This window comes from Bacteroides sp. AM23-12 (genome assembly GCF_003434395.1).
GTDB lineage: Bacteria > Bacteroidota > Bacteroidia > Bacteroidales > Bacteroidaceae > Bacteroides > Bacteroides thetaiotaomicron.
The window spans coordinates 24,449-43,962 of sequence record NZ_QTLF01000005.1; the positions used below are offsets into that span (position 1 = coordinate 24,449).

Consider the following 19,514-nt stretch of genomic DNA (forward strand, 5'->3'; position numbering starts at 1 on the left):
CAGGACAGGTTTTGTTTGATAGTTATAAATTATTCTTTCAGCATTTTATCGTTTACAAATGGCTTTAAAATCACAATAAGCACATTTCTTTGTATCTTCTGTCTGTGTGAAAGGCTCATTCTCATCGAATATTTCTTTTAATAGTCTTTGCAGACGTTCTCGGAATTCATCTTCAAAAAAGGCAAAGTTGTTGACCGGAATCTTCGGTTGGCGTGGCTCTCCCATTTCAATGACGGGCGAATAGCTTTCAGAGGCTGCCCGATGGATGTAGAGAAGGGAAGGAGCTACTTTCAGAGACTGCTGCCGGCTCATAATGGCGGCATACAGGAAAGTCTGGAAGATATAGTTGGGACGCGTTTCCGACGGAGTAAACAGTTGCTTGATGTTGGCAGGCGTCTTGGGGCTTCCTCCGGTTTTATAGTCTACAATACGCAGGGTGGTGTCTTTGGCATCCATACGATCGATGGTTCCTCCCAATCGGAGGGTGATCGGACCTTGACCGGTCTGAATCGTTATCTTTTCGGCAACAGGTTTTTCCATGGCGACCATTTCGAAGGGGGCGTATTGCAGGTCATTCCTCAGCAGTTGTTTCAGATAGGAGACGATTACTTTGGAGTTGATGAGTTGTACGCCATTATATTCGGGCTTTTCGTCTGCCGGAACCTTGAAAAGCTCTTGCTTGAAAGCGAGGTCAACATAGTTTTGTAGTTTGACTTCGTTGCGCAGCAAGCGTTCCAAATCTTCTTTTTGTATTATTTTCCTGTTAGCGGTCAGGTCTGTATAAGCTAATTGGGCGGAGAGGTGGAAGATGGTTCCGAACAATGCGGAGTCGATTTCCGCACTGACTTCGTCCGGTGCTTTTAGTCTGGCTACATAACGGTAATAGAATTTCAGCCGGCAATCGAGATAGGCGTTGAGGGCTGAAGGAGAAAGTATATACGATTGGGGATTCGAACAGTCATAAGAGCAGCGAAGTCGTTCGAATACTTCCGGAGTTTTCTCTATGCTGATATCTGTTGTACCTTGAGGAGATTGTCCGGCTTCAAGATATTCGCGGGTAATCTTGTGAGGCCCTTCTACAAGCAATTGTAACATGAAACGGGATTCTTCTCCACGGTTCAGCCCATTGGAAGAAGTGTTGTAAAGCAAGGTGATGTTTTCCGCCCGTTGTATCAGTCGGTAGAAATAATAGGCATAGACCGCATTTTTGTGTTCGATGGTGGTCATACCGAAAGCTTTCCGGAGGTTATAGGGAATAAAGGAAGAATCACCTCCTGATTTAGGCAATTGTCCTTCGTTGAGAGAGAGAAGGATGATATTGCGAAAGTCAAGGTTACGGGTTTCCAGTACTCCCATGACTTGCATACCAATGGCAGGTTCACCGTGGAAAGGAATGTTGGAGGCGGTCAGCACTTTGCTGACCAGGCGTCTTAGTGTGTCGGTGCGTACATTCAGCTCTCCGGTTTCTATCAGGCTATAGAGACGGTTGATGGTGGTATAGCTCTTGAAGAGGGATTCCCGGTATAGCTGATTGAAGATATCGTTGTACTCGCTTTCTTCCCGATAGAGAAGGGAGATGTCTTTGATTAATTCTGTCAGGTAGTCGCATAGCTCCTTGATGCCGCTTCGGGGAGTGAAAAGTTTGATCAGGAAATCATCCATTTTCAGTTCCGAAGGGAGCGGGTAGAAGCGGTTAGTCTTGGTCAGTTCCCGTTCCAGAGGTTCAGCGTTGATGGATAGCTGACGGGTATATGGGTGCTTCAGTATAGCGGATACGGTTTCGTAGGTGAAACGTCCGGTAGCGGTACGGTAGCCGTTCGTTTGTAATTCCATAGCGGCATTAATAAAGCTGTATACCGGAGTTTGTGCAAGCGGGAAACCCATCGTGATGTTGACGTTCTTCACTTCTTGCGGGATGGAGTGGAGTACGGGAAGCAGCAGGGCTTCGTTGCAGAGGACTACGGCGTTCTCTTTTTCTTCGTTGGCAGTGGAAAGAGTACTTTGTACCCATTCCGGAAGAAAGCGGGCTTGCGCGTTCTCGGTAGAAGCAGAGATATAGCGTATGTTCTTCGGCTTCCGCAGAGTGTCGAAACAACTTTCGGGCAATTCATTCGGGAATCGTTTCAGATTACGGTTGATGAATTCTCCGGCTTCGTGTTTGGCTATTTGCTTGGTATAAAAGAGATCGTAATCCCAGTAGAACATGGCTTTATCCGCATCTTGTAATAGCTGGAAGAATTTGGTCTCTACTTTATTGAGCACGTTGAAGCCGACAAAGATGTATTTGTCATATTTCAGTCGGGTGGTATCGAGTTGCTCGATTACATTGCGATAGAGCATTCCTTCGTAGGCTATTCCGAGTTCCGCTAAGTTCTCACGGTAGCGGTGGTAGATAGTACCCAGTTTGTCCCAAAGGGAGATAAACTTCTCTTTGAGTACGGTACGGCGCTCGATAGAGAAGTTTTGGAAGAACTGTTGGATTGCTTCTTCCTGCTCTTTATCAAGGAATTCGTAATCGTCTATCAGATTCTTCAGGTCCTGCAAGTTACTGAAGAGTTTGTCCGCATCTACCAGGTTTTTATCTACATCGTCGAAATCGCTGATGAGCAGCTCGCCCCAAAAATAGAAGTCGTCCAGTGTTTCCTGACTTTCTGTTTCTTCACGGAATACTTTATATAGTTCGCAGACCAACCGGATAGGGTCACCGGCTTTCTGCACAGATAACTTCCGGAACAGGTCGCTGATACTCATTGCGGCAGGAGACCAGATCGGTTGGTCGGATTCTCCTGCCAGATATTCGTTGAAGAATAAGTTGGCACGTTTGTTAGGGAAGACGAGTACTGTACGGGACAGGTCGTTTCCTATCTTGGCATATAAATCATGAGCGACTAGTTGGAGAAATGATTGCATATCAGTTATAAGTTTTTTCTATCTTAGATATTTGTTTATTGCAGCCTGAACATTACAGGGATTGTGAAGCGGACGGCAACTTTCGTTCCGTCATCCAGTTCTCCCGGTTTCCATTTAGGCATAAGACCGACAATACGTAATGCTTCTTTATCTAAATATGGATCTACACTACGTACCACTTTAGGTTGAATAATATTCCCTTCTTTGTCAACGATAAATCGAACGATGACGCGACCTTGTCCCATGTCTCCTTGGGCTATTTCGGGATATTCTATGTTTGCACTAATGAATTTCATTAGTTCTTGTGCTCCTCCCGGAAATTCAGGCATGACAGCAGCTACTTCTAATACGTCGGTAAGCGAGTCTTTTTCAGTAAGCGAGTCTTTTACTGTTATTATTTCGCCTGATATGGGAGTGATCTCAATTAATCCCATGTCTTGGGGTAGTTCAGGTAATTCTTGTTTGTTTATCGTATCTTTCTCTACCATAGGTATAGTATCCTTTACAGGGGTCGAGCATATTTCTCCAAACATTACACTTGCATTGGTAGAGTCACTGATAGTTTCCTGACTAGTCCCTTTATTAGGAGAACTACTACATGAAGTCATTGGTGCCATTGCTACCAGTCCGGCAGATATCCCCAATATAGTTATGGCTTTTCCAGCCATCCGTTTACGTTCCAACTGTTGTTCCAGATAACGTACTTCGGCTTCGCACTTGGGACAAGTGCCCAGACAATCACCCTGATATTGACACTCGGAAGTAATGAACTCAATATCATTAGCTTCTGCTATTTGTCTGCGGATATCCTTTAATATCTTGCAGGTTTGTTTTCCTCGTTTCATGGCTGACAATTGTTAGGTGTTTTATAAGTAAACCGATCGAATTGGATGATTCCCATTTCTTTCAGTAAACGGATGCTATTATCGACGTCGTTCTCTGTATTGTATGCGGGAATGACGGGGGTACGGACAATGATTTGTTCGTTTTTTCCGTGCTCAATCAAATATTGAAGATTATGCAGGACTTTTTCATTATTTTTTCCGGTGTACTTCTGGTATATGGTATTATTAATGTCTTTGATATCGATGATATAAGAATCGACAACAGGTACTAGTTTCTCTATATTTTCTTGCGTTACATTGAGTGACGTTTCTACGGAAAGCTGCCATTCCTGTCCACAGAGTTGACGGAATTCATCAATGAAATCGCTCTGTAAACAAGGTTCTCCGCCTCCGAATGTAATGCCTCCGTTAGTGGCTAGAAAGTATAATTCATCCTGTCGGACTTCCTCATAAAGCTGCCCGCAGTCATAGTTCTTCCATATACCTTCTGAGTGCAGAGATTGCGGATTGAGGCAATATTTGCAGCGCAGCGGGCAGCCATGGAAAGCCACCAGAGTAGTGACTCCCTCTCCATCAGTACTGAGCCGATGGCGGCTAATTCCTATGAGCGGTGCGGCTTTCATTATTTCACTTTTACAATTAGCTCTTCATCTACGTACCACAGGTAACCGGTGATATTTTTATATCCCATCTTAGTAAGCAGTTGCATATATCCTTTTACCTGTTTGTTATATTGGAGGTTCTCTTTTCCGAATTTGAAGTCAACTACAACTACTTGACCGTCTTTCATCATGACACGGTCGGGACGCCGGGTTTGCAACACCCCTTTTTCTTTGTAGATGATGGCACATTCGTTGAACAGGGTCCATTCCCCCGAATACCAGTCCTGAATCTCCGGGGAAGAGAATGCTTTTCGGGCTACTTCCCGTATTTCTTCGGCCTTTTCGCTGCTGGCGATGACCCCTTCGAAAATGAGGCGCTCAATAGCCGGATCAATATCTTCTGCTGTTTCTATGGCAGAAAATAGCGTGTGCAACATACGTCCGCGATTAATGAAACGGTCATCCGATTCTTCTTCCTCGATTCCCTGAATGAAATCGGCGGAGCGGTTGGATTGACGGAATTCAATCTCATGACGCATGGATTCCATGCGGACAGGCAATTTGTCTGGCTTCTGAGTCAGTTTATTGGTCGAAGTTTTTGCTTTTTCTTCTTCCGAAGGACAGAGCTCTCCTTGCTCATAGCAGTCCTCCTCCCAGTCGATGCCTTCTTTGAGGGCAACTACAGGTAGTGTATTGGCTAGCAGTTCGGACATGGTTCCTTTTTGTCCTTTCTTGCTCCAGATGATCAGATTCTTTCCGGCACGGGTGAAGGCTACATAAAGCAGGTTGAGATTGTCCACCCACAGTTGAAGACGTTCCAGCAGATAATCGTTCCCATAGATAGATTCGGCCATTTGTGTCGAGTAATTGATGGGGAGGATATCCATGGCGTTGAACGGAGCTTCCTGCGGGGCACACCATACCAGTTGGTTATTCGTTTCATTCTCCAGTTTCCAGTCGCAGAAGGGAAGGAGTACTGTATGAAATTCCAATCCTTTGGATTTGTGGATGGAGAAGATTCGGATACCTTCCACTTCACCGCTGGGAATGGTTTTGCTGCACAGCGTCTCATCCCAGTAGCGGATAAAACCGTCGAGTTCCGAGGAGTTACTTTGCAAATAATCCGTTACGGCATCGAAGAAGGCAAACAGATAGGCATCCTGTTCTTCAATGTGACTCATTTCGAAGATGCTGAATAGTTCTTCCAGCAATTCGTAGAGAGGCATGAGACGGAGTTCTTTCTGCTTTTCAAGAAATGCGGGCGGCAGATAGTTTTCTATCGGAAGGAGCAGAAGGGTGTTCCAGTCCAGATTCTTTTGCAGAACTTCGTTCTGATAGGCTATTGCCAGTTGGGCCCGTGCAATCTTATTGTTCTCGTCGGATAGAAATCGCAGTGCGTCTATCATCATGCAGATGGCAAGAGAGGCATCGAGGCGGAAGGCTTCGTCTGATACAATTTTATAATGTAACTCTTTGTCGAAGTAGTCCGCGATGCGGGGAATGCTTTTATTCTTGCGTACAAGGATAGCTATGTCATTCAGCCGTACACCGGAAGAAAGCAGATGTTCCACTTCTTCACCGAGACTTATCAGTGTCTGGTCTGTATAGTCGTGCGCTTCGTCCGGTTCCAGGAAAGTGGCTTTGACATATCCTTTCTGTACACTTCGCGGAGATTCCTGTACCACATCGGCATAGGCTTTCTGAAGATCATCGCAATCTTTGCCCAACTGTTTTTTGTAGACTTCGTTCAGGTAATTTACGGCAGCAGTGAATATCTGGTTGTTGAACCGGATGACATTGGTCTCACTTCTCCGGTTGGTGGCTAAGGTCTTTACCTTGATGGGGAAATGCTCGATGCGGTCGTTCAGACCGTTAAGGATTCCCCAGTCACCGTTTCGCCAGCGGTAGATGGACTGTTTGACGTCTCCTACTATCAGGCTGTCTGCTCCTTGTGAAAGCCCTTCGAGCAGGAGCAGTTTGAAATTTTCCCATTGCATCCGGCTGGTGTCTTGAAACTCGTCGATCATGACATTGCGGATGTTGGTTCCTATCTTTTCGAACACGAAAGAGGAATCTCCGTCCTTAACCAGTTGATGGAGCAGGGCATTGGTATCTGATAAAAGGAACCGGTTGTTGTCATGGTTCAGCTGTCGCACTTCTTCGTCGATATTGGCGAGAAGCTGTACCTTGTTGAGATGCTGCAGGGAAAGCCGGCAACTATTTAGCAGGAGATTGTTTTTAGAACGCAGCTTCTCCGCATCCTCCAGTATCTGCATCAGGCTGGATTTCGCAAGATCAATAATATCGGCAAACCGTGGAGATGTTTTGGTAGCCCAGTGTTTGGCATCTTCCAGGCATTTCTCTACAGTGGCATTGCGGATGTCATTACTTAGAATGCCATTGTTCAGCTTACGGAAATAACTGCCGATTCCTCGTGAACCGTTTTTTAGTTCATCTGCGGTAAGGGCGTGTCCTTCCAGTTCTCCTTCAAACTGGTCATAGAATCCTTTCATTTGCTCCAGGATTTCTGTTTCCAATGCTTTCAGCTGCTTGCGGTATTCTTTGATGGTATCCGGATTGCGGAGGCGCTGGCGGAGACCTTCACCTTTTTCTATATATCCTTCGTCGAAGATGTTGCGCCCGAAATTTTTGACTTCATCCGATACATTCCAGCGTTTGTCATCAGCTATTCGTTCGTTGATGTAGTCTAACAGCCATGCGAGGACAGGAGAGGTGGGACCCAGTTTCTCAATCATGCTGTCCACCGCATCACTGAGTACTTCCGCATTGTTCAGTTCGATATTCAGATTCGGACTGAGTTCCAGCTCACGAGCCAGATTGCGCATGACGGACTGGAAAAAAGAATCGATGGTTTCTACACGGAAACGACTGTAGTCGTGCAGCATATATCCGAGGGCGATTCCTGCGGCTTCCCGTATTTCCTGTTCTGTCCTCTTTGTTTCTTCTTTGATGCGGTTCAGGTAGGCCTCGGAATCTTTGTCGCCGATCTGAATGCCGTATAGCTGACTGAGGATACGTTCCTTCATTTCCGCTGTTGCCTTATTGGTAAAGGTTACGGCGAGAATCTGTCGGTAGGCACGTGGATTCAGTATCAGCAACTTTATGTATTCCACTGCAAGGGTAAAGGTTTTGCCTGAACCTGCCGAGGCTTTATAGACTAGGAGTTCACTCATACTTTTGATATGAATTGTTTCATGATTGTTTGAATATGTCAAGCCCGAAATAAAGAATAAATAAAGGTAAATAGTCTTTTAGGGCAATGCGTAATAGCTTTAAAGCCTGTCCGATACGATAGTTGACGGTTTGGGGAGAGACGTTCAGCTTTTCTGCAATTTCTTTATGAGTCATCCGGTGATTACGATTCATCTCATATGCTTCCCGATAATCTTTGGGAAGCTGTTTCAGAGCATTCTCATAAAGGCGGAACAACTCATTTTCCAGATAAAAGTCAGGATTGTCGAATTCTTTCTCGAATTTTTCTGTAATCTCCTGATGTACTTTTCGTCTGATCTCGAAATGGGAAATACGGTTCAGAGCTTTGTTTTTGACAATAGTAAAGAGAAGCGTTTTCAAAGTAAGCTCTTCCATAAGACTACAGCGGTTTTCCCATAACCACATCATCGTGTCCTGTACAATCTCCTCAATCTCCTCCTGCTCGCTGACATATTGCGAACAAAAGGCGCACAATCTACGGAAATAATACCTGTAGACAGCGTCGAATACATATTCTTCGCCTGCTTTCAAGGCATTGATGATAGATTTATTATTGTTAATATCTAGGTATATAGGAGGTTGTTGCATTCTTCATTATTTTTTATGCAGAGCAAAAATAATGAAAGCAATGAAAGAAACGAAATAAAACGGGAGAAAATATTTTTTTCTTTTTTAGTTTAGTATATTTGCGCTGCCAACTGTATTAATAACAGAGGTATTATATTTTTTTATAGTAAAAGGATGATTGAACATGGATGAATCTATCTTGATGAACTACCTGAGGGGAGGATGCAATGACGAAGAATGTCAGCAGGTAGAACTATGGTGTGAAGAAGCACCGGAAAACCGACAAATACTAGAGCAGCTATATTATACCCTTTTTGTAGGCGACCGTATGGCAGTGATGGATGCTGTAGACACAGAAGCGTCACTGACGAAGTTTAAGTCGCTCGTACGTGAAAAGGAGAAAAAAGCCAAGCGAAGAAGTATATCGGTTCGATGGGGACGTTATGCGTCCACGGCAGCCGCTTTTCTCGCAGGACTTGTTTTCGCAGGCGGAATTGCGTGGGGATTGCTTTCCAATAAACTTTCTGATTATACAGTGATGACTACCGGTGGACAGAGAGCGCAAACAGTGCTTCCGGACGGTAGTAAGGTTTGGCTGAATGCATCTACGAAGCTTATTTACCGTAACTCTTTCTGGAGTACGGATCGTCAGATTGATTTGTCGGGCGAGGCTTACTTTGAAGTGGCCCGTGACAAGCATGCTCCATTCATCGTAAATACGAAGCATATTAAGACTTGCGTATTGGGTACAAAGTTTAATGTACGGGCACGTGAAGAAGAGGACAGGGTAGTAACCACTCTGTTGCAAGGTTCTGTGCGGATGGAATCTCCGCGAACCGTCAATAATGGCTATCTGCTGAAACCGGGACAAACGTTGAACATTAATACAACGACCTATCAGGCTGAATTAATAGAATATGCCGAGCCGACCGAAGTTCTTCTGTGGATTAACGGAAAACTGAAATTCAAGCAACATTCATTGCTGGAGATTACAAATATTATGGAGAAACTATATGACTTGAAGTTTGTGTATGATGACGAAAGTCTGAAGACCGAACGGTTTACCGGTGAATTCTCTACTGATAATCTTCCGGACGAAATATTGAATGTATTGATGCATACAAATCACTTCAGCTATAAGAAGGAAGGACGGATTATTCGATTGTCTAAAAAATAAAGAGGATAAAGAGAATGTTAAAAAAAGGTATGTCGCCCAGCGACATACCTTTTTAAGTTTTATTCCAGCCCTATTTCATCTACGAATATAAATGCCGGTCTTCCTTTACCCCAATGCCATGCCGGTATGTTATATTCCGGACGGGCTGTTATTTTCACATAACGTGCCTGCACTGTATCGAAAGAAAGTTCATGGGTATAGATGCCATTCTTATCTTCCTTACTGACGGCGGGGTAAACTTCGGATTTTACTTCTTTGTACTCTTTTCCATCGTTTGATACGGCTACGGAAAGTTCGCGTAAATCAAGAATTTCTTCTCCTATTTCTACGTAGGTGCGTACCCATGCTTTGCTTATCGGAATCTCCTGTTGCAGGTCAATCACTGCTTCAAGGTCGTTCTGATAGAAGGCAATCCATCGTCCGGTACGGTAATTTCTGCTTCCTGCCAGTCCGTCAATGAGTGTATTCTTTCCTTCGAATTTATACTTTTCATTAATGGGCTGCTGCATGGTGATCGGCTGCATGGTGGCTTTGTTGAATTTGATATCCTCTTTCAACACTGCACTACTGCCGTTGGGACGGATAGTGATTGCTTTCAGTGTGCAGCTTTGGCCGATTTTCAGTGTGTCCGTGTATATATTGGAACTGGCTGTAGGTTCACTGCCATCAAATGTATAGTAGACCGGAGTATTATCAATAGTAGATAAGACAACATTCAATACGTTGGCTTCGGTATCAGGGATATATTGGGACTTTACCTGGAAGATATGTTTGGCATAGTTATATTGATTGATGTCATAGACAGCGATCAGTCCGGGCAATCGTTTCAGGAAATCCGCATATTCTTTTTTCTCCGGCATAGTCCACTGTACTTCTGATAATGCGGCCATACGGGGGAGTTCCATATATTCTACCTGACTATAAGTAGGGATATATTCCGTCCATAAGTTGGCTTGTATGCCTACGATATGCTTAGCTTCTTCGGGAGTGAGTATCTGAGGAACCGGTTCGTAGCTATATACCTTTTCTAAAGGTACATACCCTCCGATAGCAGGCGGTTCATTGTCTGTATCCATGGTCTGATAGTAATCGAAGTACAGGAATGAACTGGGTGTCATGATTGCGTCGTGTTTATGCTTCACTGCTTCAATTCCTCCTTCTATGCCTCTCCATGACATGACAGTGGCATTGGGTGCCAGTCCTCCTTCCAGTATTTCTTCCCAGCCAATGATCTGACGTCCTTTGCCGTTAAGAAACTGTTCAGCATAATTAATGATATAACTCTGAAGTCTTTGTTCGGCTGTGTGATCTTTATCGGCTTTTAGTCCCAGTTCCTTGATACGTGCCTGACATTTCGGGCATTTCTCCCAACGTACCTTCGGGCATTCATCACCGCCGACATGAATATATTCGGATGGGAAAATATCTACAATTTCATTCAGGACATCTTCTATAAATGCCAGTGTCTTGTCATTTCCGGCACAGAGTACGTCTTCTGATACTCCCCACATTTTCCATACTTCATAGGGGCCGCCCGTGCAACCCAATTCGGGGTAAGCAGCAAGCGCAGCCTGCATATGTCCCGGAAGGTCAATTTCCGGTATTACTGTGATATGGCGTTCCTGTGCATATTTTACAATCTCCCTAGCTTCATCTTGTGTATAAAAACCGCTATAGGGAATGCCGTCATATTCTCCGGAATTATGTCCGATGACTGTCTCCGAGCGTTTGGAACCGATAGTGGTCAACTCCGGACGTTTTTTGATTTCAATTCTCCATCCCTGATCATCGGTCAGATGCCAGTGAAGACGGTTGATATTGTGTAAAGCCATCATATCAATAAAGCGTTTGACAGAGTCGGCCGGGAAGAAATGGCGTGAAACATCTAAATGTACTCCGCGATAGGAGAAACGTGGATAGTCGTTGATTTCGGCAGCAGGAAGGCTTATGTCTCCTTTGTTTGTAATTGGGAGTGACTTCCGCAAAGTCTGTATGCCATAAAAAGTTCCTGCTTCTGAAGTACCTGTGATGATTACGTTGTCTTGGGTTACTTTTAGTTGATATGCTTCGGCATTGTCTGCATTCAGACCTGTTGCTAAGATTATTGTGTTTGAAGTGACTGGCTCGTCAATGACTTTCAGCTTTTTGCCGGACATCTGATGAATGTATTCCGCCAACAGATTTGCATTTTGCTGCATTTCCTTGTTATCTTTCGGATAGACGATGGAAGTACGGTCATTTAGTACAAAGTTTCCGGTCGTAATTTTGATTTCCTGAGGCAGAGGAATAACTTCGTAGTTTGCCTGCTGAATAACTCCTGAAGAACAGGAAAATAGTCCACTGCATAAAAGAATGACTCCTAATAGATGATGTTTTTTCATTTTATCTAATTTATGTTTGCTAAAGGTGGATTGTAGCTCTATATAAAAACAAGAGCAAACTTATACATTTTTCTTGTAAGTCTGCTCTTGTCCGATATTTAATTGATGGAAAACTTATTCCATACGCTTATTACCATGCATAAATATAGAACCTTGTGATATCTACGCGGCTGGGAACAGTAATCATCTGATACTTCAGGTAACGTGTCTTAACCCGCTCGTCGAATGTGATAGTCTGAGTTCTTCCTTTAGTATCCCATTGTCCGATGGATACCCAGTCATCTCCATTCTCCGAAGAGAATATTTCCACTTTTGAAGGAGCATATCCGGCTCCCCAATGGGTTGTTTGAACGCCTGTGACGTTTTTAACTTCTTTGAAGTCAACTGTCAACCAGAAAGGTACTCCATTTGTAGCAACGTCATTCGTTCCTGTTCCTGCGACAGAGTTTGATGCCGAATTTTCTACTCCGGTCATAAAGGTGAATATCCAGTCTTTGACGTTGGTCAGTAGCACACTTTCCTTTTTCTTTTCTGCGGTTTTAGAGATTTTCAGAACTATTTCCTGATAGTATGCTGCATTAGTAACTTCCGCCGATGTTGATTCGATATCTGCGATTTTTATTTTCAGAGTATACTCAAGCGCTTCTTTGGTATTTTCCAGATACTTCCAGTCTGTGATGCTCAAAGTAATCGGTTCTGAAGCTGTAGAACCAGCTTTTATCAACAGATTTTTGGCAGACAGATTGATTTTGTTTGCATCTATACCATCACAGGTGACACTATAGTGTACATTTATATCTTGGGTAACAGCTTTTTGTGTTGTAGCCATAAACTGAAACTCAACACTGCCTTCAATACCTTCTTCTTCCACATGCTTTAGTGTAAACGAAGGAGTCGGTCTCAAATAATCTGCCGGCAATAAAGAAACATAGCTCATATCCCATTCGTTGACCGAATCATCATCGCTGCAAGATGAGAAGAAAGGGATCATTGCACTCATGAGTGTAATGATTATTGATTGAAATACTTTATTCATAGTAACTATATTAAAATTGTACCATCATTTTATTTCCATGGAGTAGCTTCATCTGTAGACAGAATCTTATCTATCCACACAGGAGTGACTGTTGTGGTAATAGTATGCCCTTTACCGGTAGCATCTTCAAATACATTACCTTTACCTTCATTGAATCTCCAATAAGCTTCTAATCCCGGAGATTTTGGACTTGTGATAGTCATGTTGTTCTGAATCTGAATTTCCGACCGGCATACAGACCAGATACGGGCTTCACTTACCAAGATTTTACATCCGCTCCACCAGCTACCGCCACTGAACCAACTCATATTACCAAATATACAAGGCCCGCCGGCAACGTCTTTTGAACCTCCGTCTTTACCGTTAATATAGATACGATATTTAGAACCGTTGTATGTCACAGCAAGATGTTGCCACTTATTAGGTTCGAAAGAGTAGGTCGGATTCAGATAGGTTTCATGAGTCTGAATCTGAACTAATGAGTGAGCTTTGTGGTCACTATTGTCGCTTTGCGGATCTTCGAAACGCAATAACAAGCTCTTGCCGTCGCTGCCGGATGTGCTGAATACTGCACGGTTACGATTGGCAGTATTGCTTACCTGGAAACGAACTTCGACAGTAAACTCGTTGTAGGTTTCAGGAGCTTCAGAGAATTTCTGGGCTACGAGTTCTGTACTTCCAACAAATTGCGGGGCGGAAAATTCCATGATACTATTGGCAAGAATCACCAAGCTACCGGTAACAGGCATTACATCAATACTACCTTGTTTTGCTACCAGGCGTACGGGTAAAGCATATGATTCACCGGATGCATTCATTTCCTCGGAGAATGCTTTGATATGTATGGAAATGGGATCTGCATTATAAGCGCCTGCTTTAATCGTAATATTGTCCGGAAGGGTGTAATGGGTTTCCGGCAATGCGATGTAGTTTGTACCATTAGCCTTGTTGTATGCGTCAAGAGCAGCCTGATCTATTGCCAGACTATAGCTGTTGTCTTTCTGTTGTGTATTGCTGATATGCGCGTTCAGTGTGACATTGGTTTCACCGCTGCCCATAACAGTCACTTTGGTGCTTGTTGCAGTTAAAGCTTCTTCGAAGAAGACGTGCGTGTCCAATGTACTATAATTCGCATCGTCACAGCCGATCCATGTACCGCCTGCGATAAGCGATATCAATAAGAAGTTTCTTATGTTTTTAATCTGTTTCATAGTGAATTAATATTTAATTAACGGTTTGGTAGAAGGATTCATAATCTGGATAGCTTTGCGTAGATTCTTGTATTCCGGATTTGTCGGATACTCTGCTTCCATATGATAGCTTCCTACTCCGCCTTTACGGAAACCATTTTTCGGTTGCCAGCGTGCCATTCCTTCCAAAGATTTCATGCTGTTGCCATAACGGTCGGTATAAGGATATCCGCCATCCATAGCAGCATCTACAGCCTCAAAGTTTTCGGTCATGATGGTCATCTTTGTGATTTGCTCTTCGGACATTACGCTACCGTAAGTCTGAACGAGTCCCGGACCTGCTACACCACCGTCTATCAGACGTTTGTCCAGATTGTTGTCATTACCGGGTTTATAGGCCTGAATGATAAAGTAATCAAAGTAAGGGCCTACATCGGGTCTGTTCTTTATACTTTGCGGTTCGCCGTCAATGATCAATAACTTGCCGGTTCCCGATTTAGGACCGAAGTGTTTGCCAAGTTCGTCTACGAATATGAACATTCTGTCATCGTCGTCCACAATGTTACCTTTATTACCATAGTTTGGTTCGTAGTCGATATCGAATCCGTCATAGCCGTATTTGTTGATCGTATCAGCGATAGCATTTGCATATTTGCGGATAGATGCTTCGACGGCTTCTTTATCAGACTCGTCCGAAGGCCAGCCCCAGAAATCATTAACAGCTTCCTGTTGGCTTGCGAATCCCATTGACTCCCAATTGTCATATATATGTTGTGGAGTGATCTGTGTACCTACCGAAGTGATGATAAAGCACATGGTGAAGCGAGTTCCTTTTACTTCTTGACAGAACTTGAGATCCTTCTTTTGCGCTTCTGTAATATTCGACCAATTCCCCCAGATGGAAACGACATCCACGCTATCCGGGATTCCTGCCATGCTGTTTACTAATGAAGCGCCTTCGCCTGTCCAGTTGCCGAACCATCCGAAAGCTTTGGGATGATCAGACTTTTTATATGCGCGCAGGGCTGCATAGTATTCTTCTGAAGGACCTTCGAAGTAATCTTTTGCTTCTGATTCTGTCCAGTCATTACAGCTCACCCATATTGGGGTGCTCAACGCTAACAATAAAAAATATAGTAAATAATTCTTTTTCATATTAATTCTAGTTAGGAGGTTATATTAATTAGTTTTTCCCCACGACAAATCTGTGGCTTCATTATCCGGACCACCATTTTTCAGATACGAAACACCTTGCTGATAATTGGAATGGTTGTTCTGTACTTCCGTGTAAGGGAATCTCAGACGACGCATACCACGCTTGCTGTCTACTCCTGATGGAGACAGATTGTCGATGCAAGGATAGAGTTCCGGATAACCGGTACGGCGATATTCAGCCCATGCTTCCAGTCCCAACGGATAGTTGGCTATCCATTTCTGAGTAATGATACGCTGAAGATTTTCTTCTTCATTGTTGTCATTCCATGCAACGGCAACGGTGTTGGAGATGGTATATGCATGGCCTCTGGGATCATTATTATGTGATACTGTCGGTTTTTCGGTATTTGTCAGATAATTGTCAGGCATTGTTGTGCCGTACTGTTCCATGGAGAGTTTGATTCCTTCTTCATAGTACTCTTTAGCCGATTTATTGCCGACAGACCAGTTCTTCAGTTTGCCTTCCGCACGGAGGAATGCTGTTTCAGCAGCGCAGAATACTAATAGCTTTGAAGTTCCTGTGATGGCCGGTATGGAATAACCTGCAACGTCACTTTTGGCAAAACCATCTTCTCCGGAGCGCATGCCCACATATTCCTGAGTGTGACCAGTGAATGTTGAATGGTTGAAGTATTTAGACATACGCGGATCACCGTATCCGTTCATATAATCAACGATATTGGCATTGACACGCAAATCACCCCAGCTTACAGCTGCCAATTGGTAAGGGTTTGTCTGCGAGCCGCAATCCATCATGGCATTGTCATTATTTGCTTCGATCAGTCCGGCTTCATGAGATGCGGCAGCTTCCGCATTTTCTTTTGCCATCTCCGGATATGCTGTACTGATGCGGATAGCCACCCTCAGTCGCATGGAATTTGCGAGTCTTGCCCAGTTGGCATAATTGCCGCTGAATACAGGGTCGTTGCTGGCGAGCGGTGCGTTACCATTGGTATCTTTGTAATAGTTATAGAGTACGTTGGCAGCGCTTGCAAAATCTTCCATTATATTCTTATAGACTTGTTCTTCTGTGTCATAAGCTACATAGAAGTTACCTTTTTTCACTTGACTGTAGGGCATCGGACCGTAACAATCGGCAACACGCAGCATGGTTATGGCCCGTATCATACGTGCAAAAGCATAATAGTGCCCGCTTTCATTAGTTGCTTCCTGTATCTGGAAGAAATTACCGTATATTTTCTCGAAATTAGTATTCCAGGGACCTGCATTCCAGGCATCACTTTGATTGAATGTGCCGAAGTTAGTGCCGCTCCATACATTCGCACATGTCAGATAGCCTCCTAACTGACCGACCATCTGATCCATCATCTGCGAGTCATTCTGTTGAATGTTTACGATCGTCTCAATCATTGACTTCATCAAAGTAGAAGGGTCAGCTTCATGAATCTGGAATTGATTGGTGTTGTATTCTTCAAAATTACCAGTACAACTCCCGGCAACTAATACCAAAGCAGTACCGACTGTTATATTTCTTAGATATTTCTTCATAATAATTTTCTCATTAATTTAGAATTGTACTTTTACATTAAATCCTATATTGCGCATGCTCGGTTGCATGAAGTAGTCCACATTCATATAGTAATTACTGGATGTAGAAGCAGACAATTCAGGGTCAAACGGTGCTTTGCAATAGATCATCCACAGGTTGCGTCCTACAAGCCCGAAGGTTACATTGGCTACATTGTTCAGCCATTTCTTGGGAAGTGTATAGCTAAGACTGAGTTCCTGAAGACGGACATTGGTGGCACTGTATAAATAGTATCTTCCGTAACCGCCTTCACCGGTACCGATGGTCTGATAGTATTTCTGTGTATCCACTTTTCCGTTATTCGTTGGTACACCTTTATTGTCACGTGCATTTGCCGTGATACTTGATACACCATAGTAGTCCAGAACACCTTGCGTGGCTGAGTATGCCAGACCACCTACACGTGCGGAAAGTACGACTCCCAGATTGATTCCTTTGTAAGTGAAATTGTTGGTCCAGCCTAAATTATAGTTAGCGTTCAAATTTCCGACTTTGGTAGGAGTCTCTGCCGTATGCATACTAAGTCCTCCGGTTTGAGCATCCACTTTTATATTTCCGTTATTATCTTTGGTTAATTCATTGTACACGTATATGTCGGTCATTGTACCTCCTTCTGTCAAGATTACTCGGGGAGCTACATTCTCTTTACCAAGCCATCCTACAGGCATGTTTGGCATATCAATCAGTTCGCCCGTTACAGGGTTGGTGCTACCGCCTGCCAGACGTTTTACCTTGTTGCGGTTCAGAGTGAAAGTAGCATTTGATGCCCATCTGAATCCTGCCCATTCGTCGGTGAAGCCGAGCGCCAGTTCGATTCCCTGGTTTTGTACATTACCAGTCTGAACGATTGCCTTATTATATCCGGAGGAAGAGGGAATATCTACTTTAAATGTCTGGTTTAAAGTATTGGAACGATAATAGGTTGCGTCCAGATTGAAGCGGTTTTCCCAGAACTTCAAGTTCAGACCGATTTCCCATGATTTGGTTTTCTCCGGTTTCAGATTGTCCATCGGGTAAACTGTCGGGTTTGCCCAGTTGTGAGTCTGGCTGTTATATTCATATCCCGGGTTAGTCAGGTAGCGGTCGAAAGAAGAGGCTACAACTGTGTAAGAACCACGTACTTTTGCATAAGATATGATTTTAGGCAGAGCGAACATTTCCGTCAGTACAGCCGATAAGCCGACAGAAGGGTAGAAATATGAAGACTGATTGGAGAAAGCCAGTTTGGAATCCCAGTCATTACGTCCGGTCAACGTGAGGTAAAGTTGACTTCTCCATCCTAATTCGACATTAGCGAATATACTTTGTACTTCGTCATCGTATCCGTCCGGTAGTGGTTTATAGTTTGCAGCGTAATTAATATTATTCAGTGCAAAGAAGTTAGGTATAATCAGGTCACCAGCAAAGCCGATTGTCTGCATGGAAGTGTGATAAAGTGACATACCTATATTGGTATTCAGACGGAAATCTCCGAATGTTTTATCAACAGTAGCCATTAAATCGGTATATAAAGAACGTTCCTGACGCATAGCATCTTCAAAACCACCATTGACAGAGCAGAAAGTGGCAAGTGTTGAAGCGTATTTTTCTGTTTTGTTACGATAATCCGAGTTGTCCAAATTGACACGTCCGGTGATATTTAACCAGTCTGTAACTTTCCATTTCAGAGAGGCATTCAGCATATAGCGTTTTTTGTCAGAGGTACGTCTGATGCGGTTTTGAGTCCAGTAAGGATTCTGCAAAGACAGTCCGCCGTCGCCATAAGGCCAGTATTGTTTCATAAATCCGTAATTTGTATCGTAACGTTCGTACAGGCGGATTTCATCAAAATTATCTCCGCGTGGAAACAGATACAAAGCGGGTAGGGGATTGTAATATTGTCCCTGAGATACCATATTGGTATTATTCTGTATGATATATTGCGCACCGATATCCAGTGTCAGCTTATCATTCAGGAAGTTAGTTGTATTGCGTGCGGTAAAGTTATAGCGGTTGTAGCTGTTATTTGGTAAAATACCATCTGAATTTGTCGTGGAAGCTGAGAAGTAAGTCTGATTTTTATCGCTTCCTGTCGATAATGTAATGGAGTTTATAATATTACTACCGGTATTGAAGAAGTCTTTCGGATCATATCTTTTATCTGTCAGATCTCCCCAGCTGAACAAGCCTGAACTTGTTCCGTATCTGTTCTGCATCTCAGGCATAATATATGCCTTGGAGAAGGTCGTACTATTGGAAACAGTAAGTGATATCTTTTCTTTTTTCCCTTTCTTTGTGTTAACCAGGACTACTCCATTGGCTGCGGCAGAGCCATAAAGGGCAGCAGCTGACGGTCCGGTCATCATACTTATACTTTCTATATCGTCCGGGTTTAAGTCTGCTACTGCATCAGAACCACCCATTGATCCGTACTGACCGTCACCACCACTTGAACCTGTGTTAAACATAGGTACACCGTCAATCACATATAAAGCATTGTTATTCTTGGTCAATGACTTCATACCACGCATTACAACACGTGTAGCACCACCGGCACCTGTAGCACCGCTGCTTATCTGCACACCGGCTACTTTACCTGCAAGCGAATTGATAAAGTTGGCATCTTTCACCGCTGTTAAAGCTTCTCCCTTTACTTGCTGTACATTATAACTCAACGCTTTTTGTTCACGTTTGATACCCAACGCAGTAACTACTACTTCGTCCAAGGTTTGCGTGTCTTCACCCATTGTGACTTTTAGGGGTTGGGCGTTGGCAAGCGTGATTGATTGGGAGGCATAACCGATATAGGAGATTTCTAACACATCACCT

General features: G+C 43.6%; 12 protein-coding genes. 1 reads left to right on the forward strand and 11 read right to left on the reverse strand.

Translation table 11 applies throughout. The features are described from left to right. Positions 1-45: 45 nt before the first annotated feature. Genes DW640_RS06790 through DW640_RS06810 form a run of 5 tightly spaced genes read right to left on the reverse strand, consistent with a single transcriptional unit; the run spans position 46 to position 8,179 of the window. Positions 46-2,910, reverse strand: a complete 2,865-nt coding sequence (locus tag DW640_RS06790; RefSeq protein ID WP_117577671.1) for a PD-(D/E)XK nuclease family protein — start codon at positions 2,908-2,910, stop codon at positions 46-48. A 35-nt stretch (positions 2,911-2,945) separates the two neighbouring features. After that, a complete protein-coding gene (locus DW640_RS06795; RefSeq protein WP_117577673.1) occupies positions 2,946-3,755 on the reverse strand; it encodes an energy transducer TonB in 810 nt (269 codons plus the stop codon). After that, positions 3,752-4,378: a radical SAM protein gene (locus DW640_RS06800; protein ID WP_117577675.1), complete on the reverse strand. Its 627-nt coding sequence runs from the start codon at positions 4,376-4,378 to the stop codon at positions 3,752-3,754. Before DW640_RS06800 ends, DW640_RS06795 begins: the two co-directional genes overlap by 4 nt. Then, on the reverse strand, positions 4,378-7,551 hold the full coding sequence (locus DW640_RS06805; protein ID WP_117577767.1) for an exodeoxyribonuclease V subunit beta: 3,174 nt from the start codon (positions 7,549-7,551) through the stop codon (positions 4,378-4,380). Before DW640_RS06805 ends, DW640_RS06800 begins: the two co-directional genes overlap by 1 nt. 19 nt (positions 7,552-7,570) lie before the next feature. Beyond that, on the reverse strand, positions 7,571-8,179 hold the full coding sequence (locus DW640_RS06810) for an RNA polymerase sigma-70 factor (protein WP_008763535.1): 609 nt from the start codon (positions 8,177-8,179) through the stop codon (positions 7,571-7,573). A gap of 163 nt (positions 8,180-8,342) precedes the next feature. Between DW640_RS06810 and DW640_RS06815 the strand changes: the two genes are divergently transcribed. Next, a complete protein-coding gene (locus DW640_RS06815) occupies positions 8,343-9,335 on the forward strand; it encodes a FecR family protein (protein ID WP_117577677.1) in 993 nt (330 codons plus the stop codon). 59 nt (positions 9,336-9,394) lie between these two features. On the opposite strand, the gene DW640_RS06820 is transcribed toward DW640_RS06815, so the two are convergent. The 6 genes from DW640_RS06820 to DW640_RS06845 form a co-directional block, all read right to left on the reverse strand. Next, entirely contained in the window at positions 9,395-11,716 is a 2,322-nt protein-coding gene (locus DW640_RS06820; protein ID WP_117577679.1) for a family 20 glycosylhydrolase, read from the reverse strand. A 130-nt stretch (positions 11,717-11,846) separates the two neighbouring features. Continuing rightward, positions 11,847-12,752, reverse strand: a complete 906-nt coding sequence (locus tag DW640_RS06825) for a DUF4999 domain-containing protein (protein WP_011107597.1) — start codon at positions 12,750-12,752, stop codon at positions 11,847-11,849. A 29-nt stretch (positions 12,753-12,781) separates the two neighbouring features. Further along, positions 12,782-13,963: a DUF1735 and LamG domain-containing protein gene (locus tag DW640_RS06830; protein ID WP_016267699.1), complete on the reverse strand. Its 1,182-nt coding sequence runs from the start codon at positions 13,961-13,963 to the stop codon at positions 12,782-12,784. Positions 13,964-13,969: 6 nt separating this feature from the next. After that, positions 13,970-15,097: a glycoside hydrolase family 18 gene (locus tag DW640_RS06835; RefSeq protein WP_008763540.1), complete on the reverse strand. Its 1,128-nt coding sequence runs from the start codon at positions 15,095-15,097 to the stop codon at positions 13,970-13,972. A 24-nt stretch (positions 15,098-15,121) separates the two neighbouring features. Continuing rightward, positions 15,122-16,666, reverse strand: coding sequence for a SusD/RagB family nutrient-binding outer membrane lipoprotein (locus DW640_RS06840; protein ID WP_011107596.1), 1,545 nt, complete (start codon positions 16,664-16,666; stop codon positions 15,122-15,124). A gap of 18 nt (positions 16,667-16,684) precedes the next feature. After that, positions 16,685-19,514, reverse strand: a 2,830-nt coding sequence (locus tag DW640_RS06845; RefSeq protein WP_233525428.1) for a SusC/RagA family TonB-linked outer membrane protein, incomplete at its 5' end; no start/stop codon positions are given.

What these genes read in the sequence shown, in the direction of transcription:
- DW640_RS06790 (WP_117577671.1), bottom strand. Translation starts at nt 2,910, where the DNA reads ATGCAATCATTTCTCCAACTAGTCGCTCATGATTTATATGCCAAGATA.
- DW640_RS06795 (WP_117577673.1), bottom strand. Translation starts at nt 3,755, where the DNA reads ATGAAACGAGGAAAACAAACCTGCAAGATATTAAAGGATATCCGCAGA.
- DW640_RS06800 (WP_117577675.1), bottom strand. Translation starts at nt 4,378, where the DNA reads ATGAAAGCCGCACCGCTCATAGGAATTAGCCGCCATCGGCTCAGTACT.
- DW640_RS06805 (WP_117577767.1), bottom strand. Translation starts at nt 7,551, where the DNA reads ATGAGTGAACTCCTAGTCTATAAAGCCTCGGCAGGTTCAGGCAAAACC.
- DW640_RS06810 (WP_008763535.1), bottom strand. Translation starts at nt 8,179, where the DNA reads ATGCAACAACCTCCTATATACCTAGATATTAACAATAATAAATCTATC.
- DW640_RS06815 (WP_117577677.1), top strand. Translation starts at nt 8,343, where the DNA reads ATGGATGAATCTATCTTGATGAACTACCTGAGGGGAGGATGCAATGAC.
- DW640_RS06820 (WP_117577679.1), bottom strand. Translation starts at nt 11,716, where the DNA reads ATGAAAAAACATCATCTATTAGGAGTCATTCTTTTATGCAGTGGACTA.
- DW640_RS06825 (WP_011107597.1), bottom strand. Translation starts at nt 12,752, where the DNA reads ATGAATAAAGTATTTCAATCAATAATCATTACACTCATGAGTGCAATG.
- DW640_RS06830 (WP_016267699.1), bottom strand. Translation starts at nt 13,963, where the DNA reads ATGAAACAGATTAAAAACATAAGAAACTTCTTATTGATATCGCTTATC.
- DW640_RS06835 (WP_008763540.1), bottom strand. Translation starts at nt 15,097, where the DNA reads ATGAAAAAGAATTATTTACTATATTTTTTATTGTTAGCGTTGAGCACC.
- DW640_RS06840 (WP_011107596.1), bottom strand. Translation starts at nt 16,666, where the DNA reads ATGAAGAAATATCTAAGAAATATAACAGTCGGTACTGCTTTGGTATTA.